Annotated in this window: 15 protein-coding genes; 10 read left to right on the top strand and 5 right to left on the bottom strand. The window is 73.1% G+C overall.

The window, feature by feature from the left end; translation table 11 throughout:
• The 3 genes from ACSNN7_RS09860 to hppD form a co-directional block, all read right to left on the bottom strand.
• The coding region (locus tag ACSNN7_RS09860; RefSeq protein ID WP_436680373.1) for a DUF2510 domain-containing protein at positions 1-179 on the bottom strand (179 nt) is incomplete at its 3' end.
• Positions 176-889 (bottom strand): RDD family protein, encoded by a 714-nt coding sequence (locus ACSNN7_RS09855; protein ID WP_436680367.1) that lies wholly within the window; start codon positions 887-889, stop codon positions 176-178. The genes ACSNN7_RS09860 and ACSNN7_RS09855, both read right to left, overlap by 4 nt.
• Positions 890-900: 11 nt before the next feature.
• Positions 901-2,106 carry a 4-hydroxyphenylpyruvate dioxygenase gene (gene hppD, locus ACSNN7_RS09850; RefSeq protein ID WP_436680366.1) on the bottom strand — a complete coding sequence of 402 codons (1,206 nt, stop codon included), beginning with the start codon at positions 2,104-2,106 and terminating at the stop codon, positions 901-903.
• Positions 2,107-2,246: 140 nt separating this feature from the next.
• On the opposite strand from hppD, the gene ACSNN7_RS09845 reads away from it, so the two are divergent.
• The 5 genes from ACSNN7_RS09845 to ACSNN7_RS09825 all read left to right on the top strand — a co-directional run bounded on the left by ACSNN7_RS09845 (position 2,247) and on the right by ACSNN7_RS09825 (position 10,758).
• Complete coding sequence (locus ACSNN7_RS09845) at positions 2,247-2,738, top strand: Lrp/AsnC family transcriptional regulator (RefSeq protein ID WP_334455614.1); 492 nt, start codon at positions 2,247-2,249, stop codon at positions 2,736-2,738.
• A 143-nt stretch (positions 2,739-2,881) separates the two neighbouring features.
• Positions 2,882-4,300, top strand: a complete 1,419-nt coding sequence (locus ACSNN7_RS09840; protein ID WP_436680372.1) for a hypothetical protein — start codon at positions 2,882-2,884, stop codon at positions 4,298-4,300.
• Between the two features lie 104 nt (positions 4,301-4,404).
• Positions 4,405-6,072, top strand: coding sequence for a fumarate hydratase (locus ACSNN7_RS09835; RefSeq protein WP_436680365.1), 1,668 nt, complete (start codon positions 4,405-4,407; stop codon positions 6,070-6,072).
• Between the two features lie 259 nt (positions 6,073-6,331).
• The gene (locus tag ACSNN7_RS09830) at positions 6,332-9,313 is read left to right on the top strand and encodes a BTAD domain-containing putative transcriptional regulator (RefSeq protein ID WP_436680364.1); all 2,982 of its coding nucleotides are present in this window, start codon (positions 6,332-6,334) and stop codon (positions 9,311-9,313) included.
• Between the two features lie 35 nt (positions 9,314-9,348).
• Positions 9,349-10,758 (top strand): class II fumarate hydratase, encoded by a 1,410-nt coding sequence (locus tag ACSNN7_RS09825; RefSeq protein WP_436680363.1) that lies wholly within the window; start codon positions 9,349-9,351, stop codon positions 10,756-10,758.
• A gap of 105 nt (positions 10,759-10,863) precedes the next feature.
• Here the strand turns inward: ACSNN7_RS09825 and ACSNN7_RS09820 are convergent, their stop codons facing one another.
• Entirely contained in the window at positions 10,864-11,139 is a 276-nt protein-coding gene (locus ACSNN7_RS09820) for a hypothetical protein (RefSeq protein ID WP_436680362.1), read from the bottom strand.
• Between the two features lie 380 nt (positions 11,140-11,519).
• Between ACSNN7_RS09820 and ACSNN7_RS09815 the strand changes: the two genes are divergently transcribed.
• From ACSNN7_RS09815 to ACSNN7_RS09805, 3 genes are read left to right on the top strand one after another with little or no spacing between them, the layout of a single operon-like run.
• Positions 11,520-12,332, top strand: a complete 813-nt coding sequence (locus ACSNN7_RS09815; RefSeq protein WP_436680371.1) for a helix-turn-helix domain-containing protein — start codon at positions 11,520-11,522, stop codon at positions 12,330-12,332.
• Positions 12,323-12,505, top strand: a complete 183-nt coding sequence (locus tag ACSNN7_RS09810; protein ID WP_436680361.1) for a DUF397 domain-containing protein — start codon at positions 12,323-12,325, stop codon at positions 12,503-12,505. The genes ACSNN7_RS09815 and ACSNN7_RS09810 overlap by 10 nt, the downstream gene beginning before the upstream one ends.
• 43 nt (positions 12,506-12,548) lie before the next feature.
• Positions 12,549-13,121, top strand: coding sequence for a GNAT family N-acetyltransferase (locus tag ACSNN7_RS09805; RefSeq protein WP_436680360.1), 573 nt, complete (start codon positions 12,549-12,551; stop codon positions 13,119-13,121).
• Here ACSNN7_RS09805 and ACSNN7_RS09800 read toward each other — a convergent pair.
• On the bottom strand, positions 13,081-13,626 hold the full coding sequence (locus tag ACSNN7_RS09800; protein ID WP_436680359.1) for a CGNR zinc finger domain-containing protein: 546 nt from the start codon (positions 13,624-13,626) through the stop codon (positions 13,081-13,083). The genes ACSNN7_RS09805 and ACSNN7_RS09800 overlap by 41 nt on opposite strands.
• Before the next feature lie 84 nt (positions 13,627-13,710).
• Here ACSNN7_RS09800 and ACSNN7_RS09795 point away from each other — a divergent pair, with 84 nt between their 5' ends.
• The gene (locus tag ACSNN7_RS09795; RefSeq protein WP_436680358.1) at positions 13,711-14,670 is read left to right on the top strand and encodes an EamA family transporter; all 960 of its coding nucleotides are present in this window, start codon (positions 13,711-13,713) and stop codon (positions 14,668-14,670) included.
• 13 nt (positions 14,671-14,683) lie between these two features.
• On the top strand, positions 14,684-15,373 hold the full coding sequence (locus tag ACSNN7_RS09790; protein WP_436680357.1) for an HAD family hydrolase: 690 nt from the start codon (positions 14,684-14,686) through the stop codon (positions 15,371-15,373).
• The last annotated feature ends 81 nt before the right edge of the window (positions 15,374-15,454 follow it).

The raw sequence follows: 15,454 nt of genomic DNA, 5'->3' as shown, positions 1-15,454 counted from the left end.
AAGCGGTGGCTCGCGCACCAGGTCGGCGGCTCGGGGGCGGGCGACGGCTCCGGCGGCGGGGGGCCCTCCGGCGGGGTGACGTCGACCGGGACGGGCGCGCCGACCCAGCCCTCGCCGTCCCACCAACGCCTGGTGGTGGGCTCGGCGGGGTCGACGTACCAGCCTGGTTGAACGCTCACCCGGACACCTTAACGACGACGGTGCTGGCGAACTTGTCGTGGAGGCACTGCTGCCAGGGCTTGTCCCAGAGCTGCCAGAGCCCGTCGAGGTAGCTGAAGCCCGGAATGAACGAGCCGCCGACCTGGTGCGCGAGCCACCGCTTCGCCGCGGCCTTGCGGTCGAGCGTCCCGGCCGGGTCGAGCGGCACGACGCGCAGCTTCATCACGCGCTTGCCGATCGTCTGCCCGGTCTTGAACATCATCTCGACGTGGAAGAGGTACGTCAGGCCGATCACGAACAGGAAGATCCCGGCCTCCAGGGCCAGGAACGGCAGCAGGAAGTCCGCGAACGGGTCCGGCTCGACGTAGCTGCCGTCGGTGGTGGTGGCGGTCAGGTCGGGCATGACCGCGATGAAGAAGACGATCACCGCGGGCAGGACGACCACCATGCTGGCGGCCATGATCACCAGGCCGTCGATCAGCACCGCCAGCAGCCGGTCGCCGAAGCTCGCCAGCGGCTGGCCGTTCGGGGCGACCGGCACGGCGGAGAAGGGGAGCGGGGGCGGGGCGCCGGGCGGCCCCGCCGGATAGGTCGGCAGCCCGGGGTACGGGCCGGGCTGCGGCGGCACGGCGTACCCCTGGGGGGTGGGACCGGAGGGCGGCGCGAAGCCGCCGGCGGCGGGCGAGGGCCCACCGGCCGGCGGCATCGGGTACGTCGGAGGCTGCGTCACGCTCGACAGTGTTACAGGTTGCCGCGCGCTTCCTGCTCCCGCTCGATCGCCTGGAAGAGCGCCTTGAAGTTGCCCTTGCCGAAGCCGAGCGAGCCGTGCCGCTCGATGAGCTCGAAGAAGACGGTCGGGCGGTCCTGCACCGGCTTGGTGAAGATCTGGAGCAGGTAGCCGTCCTCGTCCCGGTCGACCAGGATCTTGCGGGACTTCAGCTCCTCGATCGGCACCCGCACCTGCCCGATCCGGGCGCGCAGCTCCGGGTCGTCGTAGTACGAGTCCGGGGTGTCCAGGAACTCGACGCCGGCGGCCCGCATGGCGTCCACGCTGGCCAGGATGTCGTTGGTGGCCACGGCGATGTGCTGGGCGCCCGGGCCCTGGTAGAACTCCAGGTACTCGTCGATCTGCGACTTCTTGCGGGCGATCGCCGGCTCGTTGAGCGGGAACTTCACCTTTCGGGTGCCGTTGGCGACGACCTTGCTCATCAGCGCCGAGTAGTCGGTGGCGATGTCGTCGCCGACGAACTCGGCCATGTTCGAGAAGCCCATGACCCGCTTGTAGAACTCCACCCACTCGTCCATCCGGCCGAGCTCGACGTTGCCGACCACGTGGTCGACCGCCTGGAAGAAGCGCTTCGGCTGGAGGCCGGCGTCGATCATCGGCCGGCGGTCCACGATCGGGCCGCGGGCGACGAAGCCGGGCAGGAACGGGCCGGTGTAGCGGGACCGGTCGACCAGGGTGTGCCGGGTGTCGCCGTACGCGGCGATGGCGGCCATCCGGACGGTGCCGTGCTCGTCGGAGACGTCGTGCGGCTCGACCAGCCCGGTGGCGCCCTGCGCGGTGGCGTGCGCGTACGCGGCGTCGACGTCCGGCACCTCCAGCGCGATGTCGGAGACACCGTCGCTGTGCTTGGCGACGTGGTCGGCGCCGGCGGCGTCGGGGCGGACCGCGCCGGTCAGCACGAACCGGGCGGAGCCGCTGGTCAGCACGTACTCGGCGTGGTCCCGGTAGCCCTGCTCCGGCCCCCGGTACGCCACACAGGTCATGCCGAAGGCGGTCGAGTAGTAGTGGGCGGCCTGCTTGGCGTTGCCGACCAGGAAGTGCACGTGGTCGAGGCCCTTGACCGGGAACGGGTCGGCGGTGATGTCGTGGTCGACGGCGCCGACGAGGGCGTCGACGTCGACCTCCTCGGTCGACTGGGGTCGGTCGATCGCCTGGGTCATGGTGTCCTCCCTTGCGTACCGGCCGGGGGCCGTCGCGGTGGTTCCGATGCTCTTGGTGCGAGCATCGCGGTGCTCCGGCGTACTGGGCAACCGTCGGCGGTTTGGCTGGTCATCATGCACATTCGGTAGAGTGTTGGAACATGAACGCTGGACAGGATGTACAGCTCGACGAGTTGGACGCCCGCTTGATCCAGCTCCTCGCCGACGAGCCGCGGATCGGGGTGCTGGAGTGCTCCCGCCGGCTCGGGGTGGCCCGGGGCACCGTCCAGGCCCGGCTGGACAAGCTCATCGAGCGGCGGGTGGTCGGCGGCTTCGGGCCGGAGGTGTCCCCGGCCGCGATCGGCTTCGGGGTGACCAGCTTCGTCACCCTGGAGATCAGCCAGCGGCACGGGCACGACGCGGTCACCGCCCACCTGGCGGCCATCCCCGAGGTGCTGGAGGCGCACACCATCACCGGCGGCAGCGACCTGCTCTGCCGGATCGTCGCCCGGTCCAACACCGACCTGCAGCGGGTGATCGACCAGATCGTCTCGTACGAGGGCATCCGCCGCGCCTCCACGATCATCGCGCTGGCCGAGCAGATCCCGTACCGGGTCCTGCCGCTGGTCCGCTCCGCCGCCACCCCGCGCTGACGCCTTCGCGCTCCCCGCCGCCGACGCCCCGGCGCGCGGCGGCGGCGCGCAGAAAGGGCGGCGACACTCCGGCGCGGGGCCGGGGGAGTTCGGTGATCGTCGCTACCGTGTGCGGTGTGAAGGGCCTTGGCGTACGCGGCTGGTTGCTGCTGGGGCTCGTCACCGTGGTCGTGCTCGCCGCCACCGGGGCCTGGAACCCGTTCCCCGGGATATGGGACTGGGTCAACCGGCGGCAGCCCATCTCCGAGCCGGACGTGGTCTGGCAGCAGCGCATCGGCGGCACCCCGAAGAGCGTCACCATCGCCGGGGACACCGTCGTGATCGAGCAGCGGACCCGGGTCGAGGCGCGCAGCCTGGCCACCGGCACCCAGCTGTGGGAGCGCAAGGCCGACTGGGCGGCGGTGGCCGGCGGCACCGGGGACCCGGTCGTCGCCGTGGGCAAGCTGCTGGTCAAGGGGTACGAACTGCTCGACCCGACGACCGGGGCGGTGCGCCGGCGCGACGACGACGCGGTGGCCGTCTGGACGTACCGGAACATGCTGCTCGACGCGCACTGCGTCGAACCGACCGACTGCACCCTGACCGCCTGGGACCCGCGCGGCACCCGGCCGATCTGGACCGCGTTCCTGCCCGGCGTCAGCAGCGGGCTCTTCGCCGACAACCCGAACCTGCTCGGCACCCGCCGGCTCACCGCGCCGCGGATCGAGGGCGGGGTGGCCGGCCCGGAGCCGGTGCCGCCGCTGCTCGGTTTTCCCGTCGACGGCCGGGTGCACGTGGTGGACACCGCCACCGGGCGGGTGGTGCAGAACGTCGAACCCGGGCGGGACGAGCGGCTCGCCGTGATCGGCGGCCGGATGCTCCGGATCGCCGCCGTCTCCCGGGACGGCACCTGCCAGTACGCCATCTCCGCCCGCGACCCGGCCACCGGCCAGGAGGCGTGGCGCAAGGTCGGGGTCAACCTCCGCACCGCCGACAGCGCCGGCTGCGTGCAGCGGGAGGACCCGCAGGGCGCCCGCAACGTGCTGATCGGGGTGGCGCCGGACGGCCGGGAGGCAGTCATCGACGGCTACGACGGGCGGCTGCTCCTCGTCGACGCGGAGGGGGAGAAGCTGCTCGCCGTCGACGACCGGTACGCGCTGGTACGCACCGCCGACAAGAACACCGTCGTCGGCCGGGAACTGGGGGTCGACCGGGCGCGCTGGCGACGACCCGCCGGCGGCAAGGCGGGCGCGGCGCTGACCCCGTACGCGGCGCTGCTCACCCAGGAGAAGCCGAGCCGGCTGATCGCGCTCGACCCGCGTACCGGCCGGGAACTGGTCGTGCTCCGGACCAGCGCCAACGCGCTCGCGGTCGGGCCGAACGGCATGATCATCGGCGAAGGGCGCGAGATCGGGTACGTCCGGTTCGGCGCGGGCGGCGCGGAGCCACCGCCGCCCCGCGACGGGGGCGGTGACGGCCCCGGCCCGGGCACCGGGGGCGTGCCCGGCCCCGACACCGGGGGCGGCCCCGGCGACCAGCGGAACTGCGGTCCCAAGCGGGAACTCTGCCCCCAGCCGGGCTGACCCGGACGGCTGAGCGCGGCGGGTCAGCCGGCGGTGAGAGCGGCGTCCCACGACGCACCCGTCGGGTGTCACCGATCGACGCCTCTGCCCTAGGCTTTCCCGTCATGAGCAGTGCCGCCGCGTTCTCGTACGCCCCCTTGCTGCCGACCGGTCCCGACCAGACGGAGTACCGCCTGGTCACCGACGAGGGCGTCGATGTCGTCAACGGCCCGGGTGGCCGCCGGTTCCTCACCGTGGAGCCCGCCGCGCTGACCGCGCTGACCGCCGAGGCGATGCACGACATCGCCCACTTCCTGCGCCCCGCCCACCTGGCCCAGCTCCGGTCGATCATCGACGACCCGGCGGCCTCGCCGAACGACCGGTTCGTCGCGCTCGACCTGCTGCGCAACGCCAACATCGCCGCCGGTGGCGTGCTGCCGATGTGCCAGGACACCGGCACCGCGATCGTGATGGGCAAGCGCGGCCGGCACGTGCTCACCGACGGCGGCGACGCCGAGGCGATCTCGCGCGGTGTGTACCAGGCGTACACCCGGCTCAACCTGCGCTACTCGCAGCTCGCCCCGCTGACCATGTGGGACGAGCGCAACACCGGCAGCAACCTGCCGGCCCAGGTGGAGCTCTACGCGGAGGACCCGGACGGGCACCCCGACGCGTACAAGTTCCTCTTCATGGCCAAGGGGGGTGGCTCGGCCAACAAGTCCTACCTCTACCAGGAGACCAAGGCGCTGCTGAACCCGACGCGGATGATGCAGTTCCTGGAGGAGAAGCTGCGGCTCATCGGCACCGCGGCCTGCCCGCCGTACCACCTGGCCGTCGTCATCGGCGGCACCTCCGCCGAGTACGCCCTGAAGACCGCCAAGTACGCCTCCGCCAAGTACCTCGACGCGCTGCCCACCTCGGGCTCGATGACCGCGCACGGCTTCCGGGACCTGGAGCTGGAGGCGGAGGTGCTGGAGCTGACCCGCAACTTCGGCATCGGCGCGCAGTTCGGCGGCCGGTACTTCTGCCACGACGTACGGGTGGTCCGGCTGCCCCGGCACGGCGCCTCCTGCCCGGTGGCGATCGCCGTCTCCTGCTCGGCCGACCGGCAGGCGGTCGCCAAGATCACCCCGTCGGGCGTCTGGCTGGAGCGGCTGGAGACCGACCCGGCCCGCTACCTGCCCGACGTCACCGACGAGACGCTGGACGCCGAGATGGTCGTCAAGGTCGACCTGAACCGGCCGATGGACGAGATCCGCGCCGAGCTGTCGAAGTACCCGGTGAAGACCCGGCTGTCGCTGACCGGCCCGCTGGTCGTCGCCCGGGACATCGCGCACGCCAAGATCGCCGAGCGGCTGGACGCCGGTGAGCCGATGCCGCAGTACCTGCGCGACCACGCCGTCTACTACGCCGGCCCGGCCAAGACCCCGGAGGGCTACGCCTCCGGCTCGTTCGGCCCGACCACCGCCGGCCGGATGGACGCCTATGTGGAGAAGTTCCAGGCCGCCGGCGGCTCCCAGGTGATGCTCGCCAAGGGCAACCGCTCGGGCCAGGTCACCCGCTCCTGCCAGCAGCACGGCGGCTTCTACCTCGGCTCGATCGGCGGCCCCGCCGCCCGGCTCGCCCAGGACTGCATCAAGCACGTCGAGGTCCTGGAATACCCGGAGCTGGGCATGGAGGCGGTCTGGAAGATCCAGGTCGAGGACTTCCCGGCGTTCATCGTGGTCGACGACAAGGGCAACGACTTCTTCGCCGAGGTCACCAAGCCGGTGCTGACCGTCGGCCGCCGCTGACCGACGCGTACGCGAGAGGGGCGCGGGGTTGTTCGCCCGGCGCCCCTGCTCGTCTGTCGTACCTCGACATCGGTGCGCCCGCCCGGGATTTCCGCCCGGACGGGCGCACCGCCCCCGTCGGATGCCGTCACCGACAACCCAGACAAGTGTCGGTCCCGCTGCTGTCGTTCCGCTATCGGATCGCTATCGCCTCGACGGGGCGTTCTGTCACCGGCGGGCTACGCTGCTGGAGGGTGCACCACGGCGTGCGGGGGAGCGGATGCGGTTCGGGATCCTGGGACCCTTGCGGGTCGGCGGCGGCGAGGCCACCGTCACCGCAGGTCGGGACCGGATCGTGCTCGCCATGCTGCTGCTGCGCGCCGGTCGCGTCGTACCGGTGGAGGATCTGGTCGACGCGGTCTGGGAGGACCGCCCGCCGGCCACCGCCAAGGCGCAGCTGCACAGTTGCGTCTCGCGGCTGCGCCAGCGGCTCGCCGGGCTCGGCCTGCCGCCCGACGTCATCGCCACCGACCCGGTCGGCTACGGCGTCCGCGTCGACCCGGCCGACCTGGACTTCGAGGTCTTCGCCCGCAAGGTCGAGGCCGCCCGCGCCGCGCTCGCCACCGGTCAGCCGGCCGAGGCGCACCGGCGCTACCGGGAGGCGCTCGGGTTGTGGCGCGGGCCGGCGCTGAGCGGCATCGCGAGCCGGGCCGTGCGGCGGCGGGCGCAGACCCTCGACGAGCAGCGGCTCGCCGCCCTGGAGGAGTGCGTCGACGTCGAGCTGCGGCTGCGGCGGGCCGCCGAGCTGGTCGACGAGCTGGCCGAGGCGGTGGACCGGCACCCGCTGCGGGAGCGGCTGCGCGGGCAGCTGATGCTCGCCCTCGCCGCGCTGGGACGGCAGGCCGACGCCCTCGCCGTCTACCGCGAGGGCCGGCGGATCTACGCCGAGGAGCTGGGCATCGAGCCTGGCGCGTCGTTGCAGGAGCTGCACCAGCGGGTGCTCGCCGGCGACCTGGCGTCGGGTGGGCCGGAGAGCCGGCCGTCCGGTCCCGTCCGGTCCCTGCCCAGGGCGATCAGCGACTTCATCGGCCGGCAGCAGACGATGGCCCGGCTGGCGAAGGAGATCGAGGAGGACGGGGCCCGCATCCAACTGATCGACGGGATGGCCGGCAGCGGCAAGACCACCCTGGCGGTGCAGGTCGCGGCGGCCCTGGCGGACCGCTACCCGGACGCGCACCTCTTCGTCGACCTGCACGGGTACAGCGAACAGACGCCGGTGGCGCCCGCCGCGGCGGTGGCCACGCTGCTGCGCCAGCTCGGCGTGCCCGTGGAACGGATCCCGGTGGACCTCGACGACCGGCTCGCGCTGTGGCGCAGCGAACTGGCCACCCGGCGGGCCCTGGTGGTGCTGGACAACGCCGCCAGCGCCGACCAGGTGGCCCCGCTGCTGCCCACCGGCCCGGACTGCCTGGTGCTGATCACCAGCCGCCGCCGGCTGGTCGGCCTGGACGAGGGGCGGCCCTCGTCGCTGCCGGTGCTCGATCCGGAGGAGGGCATCGAACTGCTCGGCCGGGTGGCCGGCGAGGAGCGGGTCGCCGCCGAACCGCAGGCGGCGGCCGAGGTGGTGCGCCGCTGCGGGTACCTGCCGCTGGCGATCCGCCTGGCCGGCGCGCGCCTGGCGCACCGGCCCCGCTGGCGGGTCGCCGACCTGGCCGAGCGGCTGGTCACCGGGGGCGGGCCGCTGGCCGAACTGGCCGCCGGGCAGCGCTCGGTGGGGCGGGCGTTCGCCCTGTCGTACGCCCAGGTGTCACCCCCGGCGCAGCGGGTGTTCCGGCTGCTCGGCCTCCACCCGGGCGTACGGTTCGACAACCGGGTCGCCGCCGCCCTCGCCGAGCTGCCGCTGGCCGACACGCAGGACCTGCTGGACGAGCTGGTCGACTCGCACCTGGCCGAGGAGGTGGAGCCGGGCCGGTACCGGCTGCACGACCTGATCCGCGAGTACGCCCGGTTGCTGCTCGCCGAGGCGGACCGGGCCGCCGAACGCCGGGACGCACTGACCCGCCTGCTCGATCATCACCTGCACGTGGCGGTGGCCATCGCGCAGACGCTGGAGCCCGAGGGCAGCCGCCGCACCCTTCCGGCCGTCACGCCGGCCCGGCCGGATCTGGTGGCCGCCTGCGTGCCGTCGGGGCGGGCCTGGTTCGAGGAGAACCTGGCCGTGCTCACCGCTCTGGTGCGGCTGGCCGAGGAGGAGGGCCTCCCGACGCGGTGCTGGCAGCTGGCCCGGGCCTGCTGGCGGCCCAACTTCGACGGCGGTCATCTCGACGAGCTGATCGAGACTCACACGATCGGTCTCCGGGTCGCCGAGAACCTCGGCGACGAGGTCGCCGTCGCCACGATGTTGAACTACCTCTCCTCGGCGTACTACCGCCTGGCCCGCTTCCCCGAGGCGATCCGGCTGATGGAGGTGGCGCTGGACCTGCGCCGCCGGCTCGGGCTACGCGGCGAGGTGCTCAGCACACTGAGGAACCTCGGCGCCTCGTACGCGGGCAACGGCGACTACCGGCAGGGCAAGGCGAAGTTCGACGAGGCACTCGCCCTGATCAACGGTGTGGACGACGCGCCCGAGCTGGCGAACCTGCAGAACAACCTCTGCGTGGCGCTGCTCGCCTGGGGCCGGTACGAGGAGGCGCTGCGCGTCGCCCGGCGGCACCTCGTGCTGGCCCGTCAGACGCAGGACCTCCGGCAGACGACGCACGCCGTCGGGCACCTCGGCATCATCCGGCACCGGATGGGCGACGTGGGGCCCGCCCGCCGTCTCCTGCGGGTCGCGCTGTACCTCGCGCGGCGGGCGGGCCACCGGTACGGCGAGGGCGAGGTGCGCAACGAGATCGGCGTGCTGCAGCGCGAGGCGGGGCGGCCGGAGCTGGCGGCGGCCCTGCACCGGGAGGCGCTGGTGGCGATGACGGAGGTGGGGGACCGGATCGGCCAGTGCGCGTCGCGCAACCTGCTGGCCCGGGCCATCCTCGAGCAGGGCGACGTCTCCAGCGCGCTGGACCTGCACCGCCGGGTACTCGCCGACGCCACCCGGCTGGGCGCCCGCTACGAGCAGGCGCGGGCGCTCGACGGGATCGCCCGCTGCCTGCGGGCCACCGATCCGGCCGGCGCCCGCTCGCACTGGATGCGGGCCCTGGCGCTGTTCCGTCAGGTCGAGTCGCCGGACGGGCACGAGGTCGCCCGGCTGCTGGCGGAGCTGGACTGAGCGATCATCTGCGAGTCGGCGGTGGGCGCGGCAGGATGGTACGCGTGACGACTCCAGAGGCAGCGGGTTACCGGATCGAACGCGACTCGATGGGCGAGGTGGAGGTGCCCGCCGAGGCGCTGTGGCGGGCGCAGACCCAGCGCGCGGTGCAGAACTTCCCGATCTCCGGGCGCGGCATCGAACCGGCCCAGATCAAGGCCCTGGCCCAGATCAAGGGCGCCGCGGCGCAGGTCAACGGGGAACTGGGCGTGATCGGCGCGGACGTGGCCGCCGCGATCGCCACCGCCGCCGCGCACGTGGCCGACGGCGGGTACGACGACCAGTTCCCGGTGGACGTGTTCCAGACCGGCTCAGGCACGTCGTCCAACATGAACACCAACGAGGTGATCGCCACCCTGGCCGGCCGCGAGCTGGGCCGGGGCGTGCACCCGAATGACGACGTCAACGCCTCACAGTCCAGCAACGACGTCTTCCCGTCCTCGATCCACCTGGCCGCCACCCAGGCCGTGGTCGAGGACCTGCTGCCCGCGCTGAAGCACCTGGCCGGCGCGTTGGAGGAGAAGGCGGCGGAGTTCGAGACGGTGGTCAAGGCCGGGCGTACCCACCTGATGGACGCCACCCCGGTCACCCTCGGGCAGGAGTTCGGCGGGTACGCCGCGCAGGTCCGCTACGGCGTCGAGCGGCTGGAGGGCGCGCTGCCCCGGCTGGCCGAGCTGCCGCTCGGCGGCACCGCCGTGGGTACCGGCATCAACACCCCGATCGGCTTCGCCGCGAAGGTGATCGAGAAGCTGCGCGACTCGACCGGGCTGCCGCTGACCGAGGCGCGCAACCACTTCGAGGCGCAGGGCGCCCGGGACGCGCTGGTGGAGACCTCCGGGCAGCTGCGGACCGTCGCCGTCGGGCTCTACAAGATGGCCAACGACATCCGCTGGATGGGTTCCGGCCCCCGCGCCGGCCTGCGCGAGCTGCGCATCCCCGACCTCCAGCCCGGCTCGTCGATCATGCCGGGCAAGGTGAACCCGGTGGTCGCCGAGGCGATGCGGCAGGTCTGCGCGCAGGTGATCGGCAACGACGCGACCGTCGCCTTCGCCGGCTCCCAGGGCGACTTCGAGCTGAACGTGATGCTCCCGGTGATGGGTCGCAACCTGCTGGAGTCGATCCGGCTGCTGGCCGCCGCCAGCCGGCTCTTCGCCGACCGGCTGGTGGTCGGCCTGGTCGCGGACGCCGAGGTCTGCCTGGCGTACGCGGAGGGGTCGCCGTCGATCGTCACCCCGCTCAACCGCCACCTCGGGTACGACGAGGCCGCCTCGATCGCCAAGGAGGCGCTGGCCAAGCAGATCTCCATCCGCGAGGTGGTGATCGCCCGGGGTCACGTGGACTCCGGCAAGCTCTCCGAGACCCAGCTCGACGAGGCCCTCGACCTGCTCCGCATGACCCACCCCTGACCCCCCGCGCGTGCCCGGCGCGTGCCCCCGCTTGCGCCCCGGTTTGCGGCGTGTCGGGGTGTCCGGGCCGTGAGACACCCCGACACGCCGCAAACGGGAGGTGGGTCAGCGGTCCCCCGGCATCGGGTGGCCGCGGGGGACCCAGGCGAGGAACCGCCCGAAGAGGGTCGCCGGGTCCGGTCCGTCGTGCGGATGGAGTCGGTACAGGTCGGCGGCCGCGTCGTGCAGGACCGCGCAGAGGTAGACGCTGAGCCCCACCCGGTCGTGGGCGTACTCGGCGACGAGGGCGAGGCGGGCCGTCGCGCAGGGCCACGGCGCGGCGCAGGTCCGGCAGAGCCAGAGCGGACGCAGCGGCAGGTGCGAGTGGCCCGCGCCGCTCACCACCGGCTGCCGCCGGGCCGCGCGGACGGCGCGGCGGTGAGCTGACCGGCCGATTCTGGTGGCGGCCCTGCCGCCGGCAGGGGCGTGCGCGCGGACCAGGGTCGCCAGGCGGACCGGGGCATGTGGACTCCCTACGAGGCTGAAACGGTTGCGTCGTCTCCCCCGGCCGGTGGGACCGCCCGGCCGGGGGAGCGGGCGGTCCCACGGCGACACCGGCGCTGCCGGAGGGTGGGCCGCGCGGTGTCGCTCCTCACAGTCTGGTGATGGACCCACTACGTTCGGAAGGGTTCGCGGCCGTTCTGGGAGATGCCGTGTGCCTCGGGGCCCGGCCGGCTGGCGCGGCGCTGGAGTCGATCACCGGGGCGCTGGAGGGCGGCAGGATGGCGGACGGGCGGATGACGGCGGCGGCCTTCCTGGTCGCCGAGCTGCGCCGGGCGCGGACGCGCCGGGGGTGGAGCCAGGACGAGTTTGCCAGGGCGGTCAACTACTCGGCGTCGATGGTGAGCGCGGTCGAGCTGGGCCAGCAGCAACCCGCGGCCAAGTACCTGGAACTGGTGGACGAGGCCCTGGAGACGGGCGGCCTCTTCGGCCGGATGCTCACCGAACTGGTCAGCCTGGACAAGGCGCAGGCCTGGCTACGCGGCTGGCGCGCGATCCTTGCCGAAGCATGGGCGCTGCGCTGGTTCGACCCACTGCACGTCCCGGGCCTCTTGCAGACCGAGGGCTACGCGAGAGCCGTCTTTCAGTCCGATCCCCTGCTCAATCCGGATGAGATCGAACGGCGCCTGGCCGATCGGATGAACAGCCAGGCAGTGCTCTACGCCGAACGCCCTCCGCGCCTTGTCGCCGTGCTGGATGAAGCGGTTCTGCGTCGGCGGGTCGGTGACCGGAAGGTGATGTGCGACCAGACCCTGCATCTCGCCCGCCTCGCCACCGAGCATCCGTTGGTCCGACTTCATGTCGTCCCGTCCTCGGCGGAGGAGTACCCGGGGTTGAACGGCCCGTTCATCCTCGCCAGCCTGGCCGACGACGTGGAGCTGGCCTTCCTCGGTGGGCAAATCGGTGGGCAGGAGCTGGACCATCCGGCTGATCTCATGCGCTTGCAACGGACCTGGGAGGCTACGCTCGGCGCGGCGTTACCACCGCAGGAGTCGATCGAGCGGTTGAGGGAATTGGCGGAGTCATGGAGCTGACCGGTGCCCGATGGCGTAAGAGCCGTCGGAGCGGGTCCAACGACCAGTGTGTCGAGGTGGCGACGAATCTGCCGGGGACGGTCGGGGTGCGGGACAGCAAGGATCCGGGTGGTCCGGTGCTCACCTTCGACCCGTACGCGTGGCGGGTCTTCGTGGCCGCGCCGCCGCGCTGAATATCGGTCGACCGGCGCGCGTGGGGGGCGGAATCATCGCGGCATGACCGGTGAGGTGCTGCTGGAGACCGAGCGGCTGCGGCTGCGCCGGTTGACCGCGGACGACGTGGACCACCTGGTGGAGCTGGACAGCGACCCGGAGGTCATGCGCTTCCTGACCGGCGGCCGGCCTACCCCGCGCGCCACCGTGCGCGACGAGCAGTTGCCCCGGCTGCTGCGCCAGTACGACGCGCACCCCGGGCTGGGGCGGTGGGCGGCGGAGGACCGGGGGAGCGGCGGCTTCCTGGGCTGGTTCGCGCTCGACCCGTCCGCCGACGGGACGCAGGCGGAGCTGGGCTACCGGCTGCGCCGCAGCGCCTGGGGGCGGGGGCTGGCCACCGAGGGCTCGCTGGCCCTGGTGCGGCACGCCTTCGACGCGGTGGGCGTACGCCGGGTCTGGGCCCAGACCATGGCGGTCAACAGCCGGTCCCGGGCGGTGATGGAAAAGGCCGGCCTGCGGTACGTGCGCACCTTCCACCTGCACTTCGACGACCCGGCGCCGGGGACCGAGCACGGCGAGGTGGAGTACGCGCTGCTCAGGAGCGAGTGGCCGCCTTCCTCGCCCGGTACGCGCTGACCGCGGCCCGGTTGCCGCAGCCCGCCTCGCAGAACCGGCGGGACCGGTTCTTCGACAGGTCGACCAGCACGTTCTCGCAGTCCGGGTGGTCGCAGATCCGCAGCCGGCTCAGCTCACCGGCGCGGACGAGGTCGGCCAGCGCCATCGCCGCCTCGACCGCCATCCGGGTGGCCAGCGGCGCGTCCCGGGGCACCGCGTGCAGGTGGTACGGCTGGTCGTCGTGCCGGATGAGCTGGGGCAGCGCGTGGGACTCGCGGAGCAGTTCGTTGACGATGGCGACGATCTCGTCGACGTCGGCGTGCCAGATCCGGCGCAGCCGGGGGCGCAGGTCGCGGACCGCATGCAGCTCGGCCTCGGTGTGCTCGTGCCGGCCGGTCCACCCGTGCGCGAGGAAGAACCCGTCCAGCGCGGCGACGTCGGGCAGCCCCTCGCCGTCCGGGTCGTCGGTGTTGACGAGGGCGGCCGTCGCGATCAGCCCGCATTCGGTGTCATGAGCAAAAAGCAACTTGACTCCTGTCAGAGTCGGCCGTTAGCGTCACCAGCATAAGCGTATTTCGGTGATGACACCCGTGCCGGCGAGGAGAGCCCGATGCACCAACGAACCGCTGGCGCCGGCCTGGGCCTTGCCCTGCTCTCGGCCGTCACCTTCGCCACCTCGGGCACCTTCGCCCGCTCCCTGATCGAGGCCGACTGGTCGGCCGAGGCCGTCGTGGTCGCCCGGGTCGGGATCGCCGCCCTGGTGCTTGCGGTGCCGGCCGTGCTCTCGCTGCGCGGCAAGGGCGCCGTGCTGCGCCGCACCCTCGGCCCGGTGACCGTCTTCGGGCTGCTCGGCGTCGCCACCGCCCAGGCGTGCTTCTTCAACGCCGTGCGCTACCTGCCGGTCGGCGTGGCCCTGCTGCTGGAGTACCTGGGGATCATCCTGGTGGTGGGCTGGATGTGGCTGGTGCACGGCCAGCGACCCCGTCGGCTCACCGTGGTCGGCTCGGTGGCCGCGCTCGCCGGCCTGGCCTTCGTGCTCGACCTGACCGGCACCGCCCGCCTCGACCCGGTGGGCGTGGCGTGGGGGCTCGGGGCCGCCGTGGGGCTGGCCGGCTACTTCGTGCTCGCCGCCCGGGTCGACGCCGAGCTGCCGTCGGTCGCCATGGCCAGCGGTGGCATGGCGATCGGCGCGGCGGTCCTCGCACTGCTCGGGCTGGTCGGGGTGCTGCCGCTGCGGGCCACCTTCGGCGAGGTCGACTTCGCCGGGCAGCGCACCAGCTGGCTGGTGCCGATCGTCGGGCTGTCGCTGGTGGCCGCGGTGATCGCGTACCAGGCCGGCATCGCGGCGACGCGGATCCTCGGCGCGCGGCTGTCGTCCTTCGTCGGGCTGACCGAGGTGATGTTCGCGGTGCTCATCGCCTGGCTGGTGCTGGGCGAGCTGCCCACCGTGGTGCAACTGCTCGGCGGCACGCTGATCGTCGCCGGGGTGGCGCTGGTCCGCTTGGACGAGCTGCGCGGCGGCCGCGCCGAACGGTCGGAGACCCCGGCCGAGGAGCCCGCCCTGACGTGAGATGGTCGGTGCCGTGCTGACCGTGCTGGTGTTCGACGCCGACGAGACCCTGCTCGACCTGCGCCCGGCGGTCACCGGCGGGCTGGTGGCCGTACTCGAGGAGATGCGGAGGCTGACCCCGGCGGCGGCCGAGGTGTCGCTGGCGGACCTGGAGTCCGACTGGGGTGCGGTCTTCGGCGCGCTGAGCGCGGCGCCGGTGCAGGAGATCCGGCGGGCCGCGCTGGCCCGCTCCCTGGCCCGGGCCGACCTGGCGGAGCACCTCGACGAGGTGGCGGCGCTCTTCTTCGCCCGGCGGTTCGCGCTGACCCGGCCCTACGCCGACGTGCTTCCCGCCCTGGCCACGCTGCGGCGCGACTTCCGCCTCGGCTACGCCACCAACGGCAACAGCCGCGCCGAACGCTGCGGGCTGGCCGGCGAGTTCGCCTTCGAGCGGTACGCGCACGACGGCGGCCTGCCGAAGAAGCCCGACCCGGCGTTCTACGCGGCGGTCGTCGAGGCCGCGGGCGTGCCGGCGGAGCAGATCGCGTACGTCGGAGACTCGCTCGCCCACGACGTGGTCGGCCCGCAGCGCGCCGGCCTGCGCGGGATCTGGCTCAACCGGCTCGGCCTCCCGTGCCCGCCCGAGGTACGCCCCGACGCCGAGGTCGCCACGCTGGCCGCCCTGCCCGCCGCACTCGCTGCGCTCCAGCTCAAAGCCCGATAAGCGTCCAATCCGGACGCCTGTCTGGCGCAACTCGCATCGGTGTTGTCTGATGGCTGCGCACGTCCCTCAACGAGAGGAATT

The organism is Micromonospora sp. URMC 105, from assembly GCF_051386295.1.
Taxonomy (GTDB): Bacteria; Actinomycetota; Actinomycetes; order Mycobacteriales; family Micromonosporaceae; genus Micromonospora.
The sequence above is the reverse complement of the archived record's forward strand: the minus strand, read 5'-3'. Positions and strand labels throughout refer to the sequence as shown.

What these genes read in the sequence shown, in the direction of transcription:
- hppD (WP_436680366.1), bottom strand. Translation starts at nt 2,106, where the DNA reads ATGACCCAGGCGATCGACCGACCCCAGTCGACCGAGGAGGTCGACGTC.
- ACSNN7_RS09845 (WP_334455614.1), top strand. Translation starts at nt 2,247, where the DNA reads ATGAACGCTGGACAGGATGTACAGCTCGACGAGTTGGACGCCCGCTTG.
- ACSNN7_RS09835 (WP_436680365.1), top strand. Translation starts at nt 4,405, where the DNA reads ATGAGCAGTGCCGCCGCGTTCTCGTACGCCCCCTTGCTGCCGACCGGT.
- ACSNN7_RS09830 (WP_436680364.1), top strand. Translation starts at nt 6,332, where the DNA reads ATGCGGTTCGGGATCCTGGGACCCTTGCGGGTCGGCGGCGGCGAGGCC.
- ACSNN7_RS09825 (WP_436680363.1), top strand. Translation starts at nt 9,349, where the DNA reads ATGGTACGCGTGACGACTCCAGAGGCAGCGGGTTACCGGATCGAACGC.
- ACSNN7_RS09815 (WP_436680371.1), top strand. Translation starts at nt 11,520, where the DNA reads ATGGCGGACGGGCGGATGACGGCGGCGGCCTTCCTGGTCGCCGAGCTG.
- ACSNN7_RS09810 (WP_436680361.1), top strand. Translation starts at nt 12,323, where the DNA reads ATGGAGCTGACCGGTGCCCGATGGCGTAAGAGCCGTCGGAGCGGGTCC.
- ACSNN7_RS09805 (WP_436680360.1), top strand. Translation starts at nt 12,549, where the DNA reads ATGACCGGTGAGGTGCTGCTGGAGACCGAGCGGCTGCGGCTGCGCCGG.
- ACSNN7_RS09795 (WP_436680358.1), top strand. Translation starts at nt 13,711, where the DNA reads ATGCACCAACGAACCGCTGGCGCCGGCCTGGGCCTTGCCCTGCTCTCG.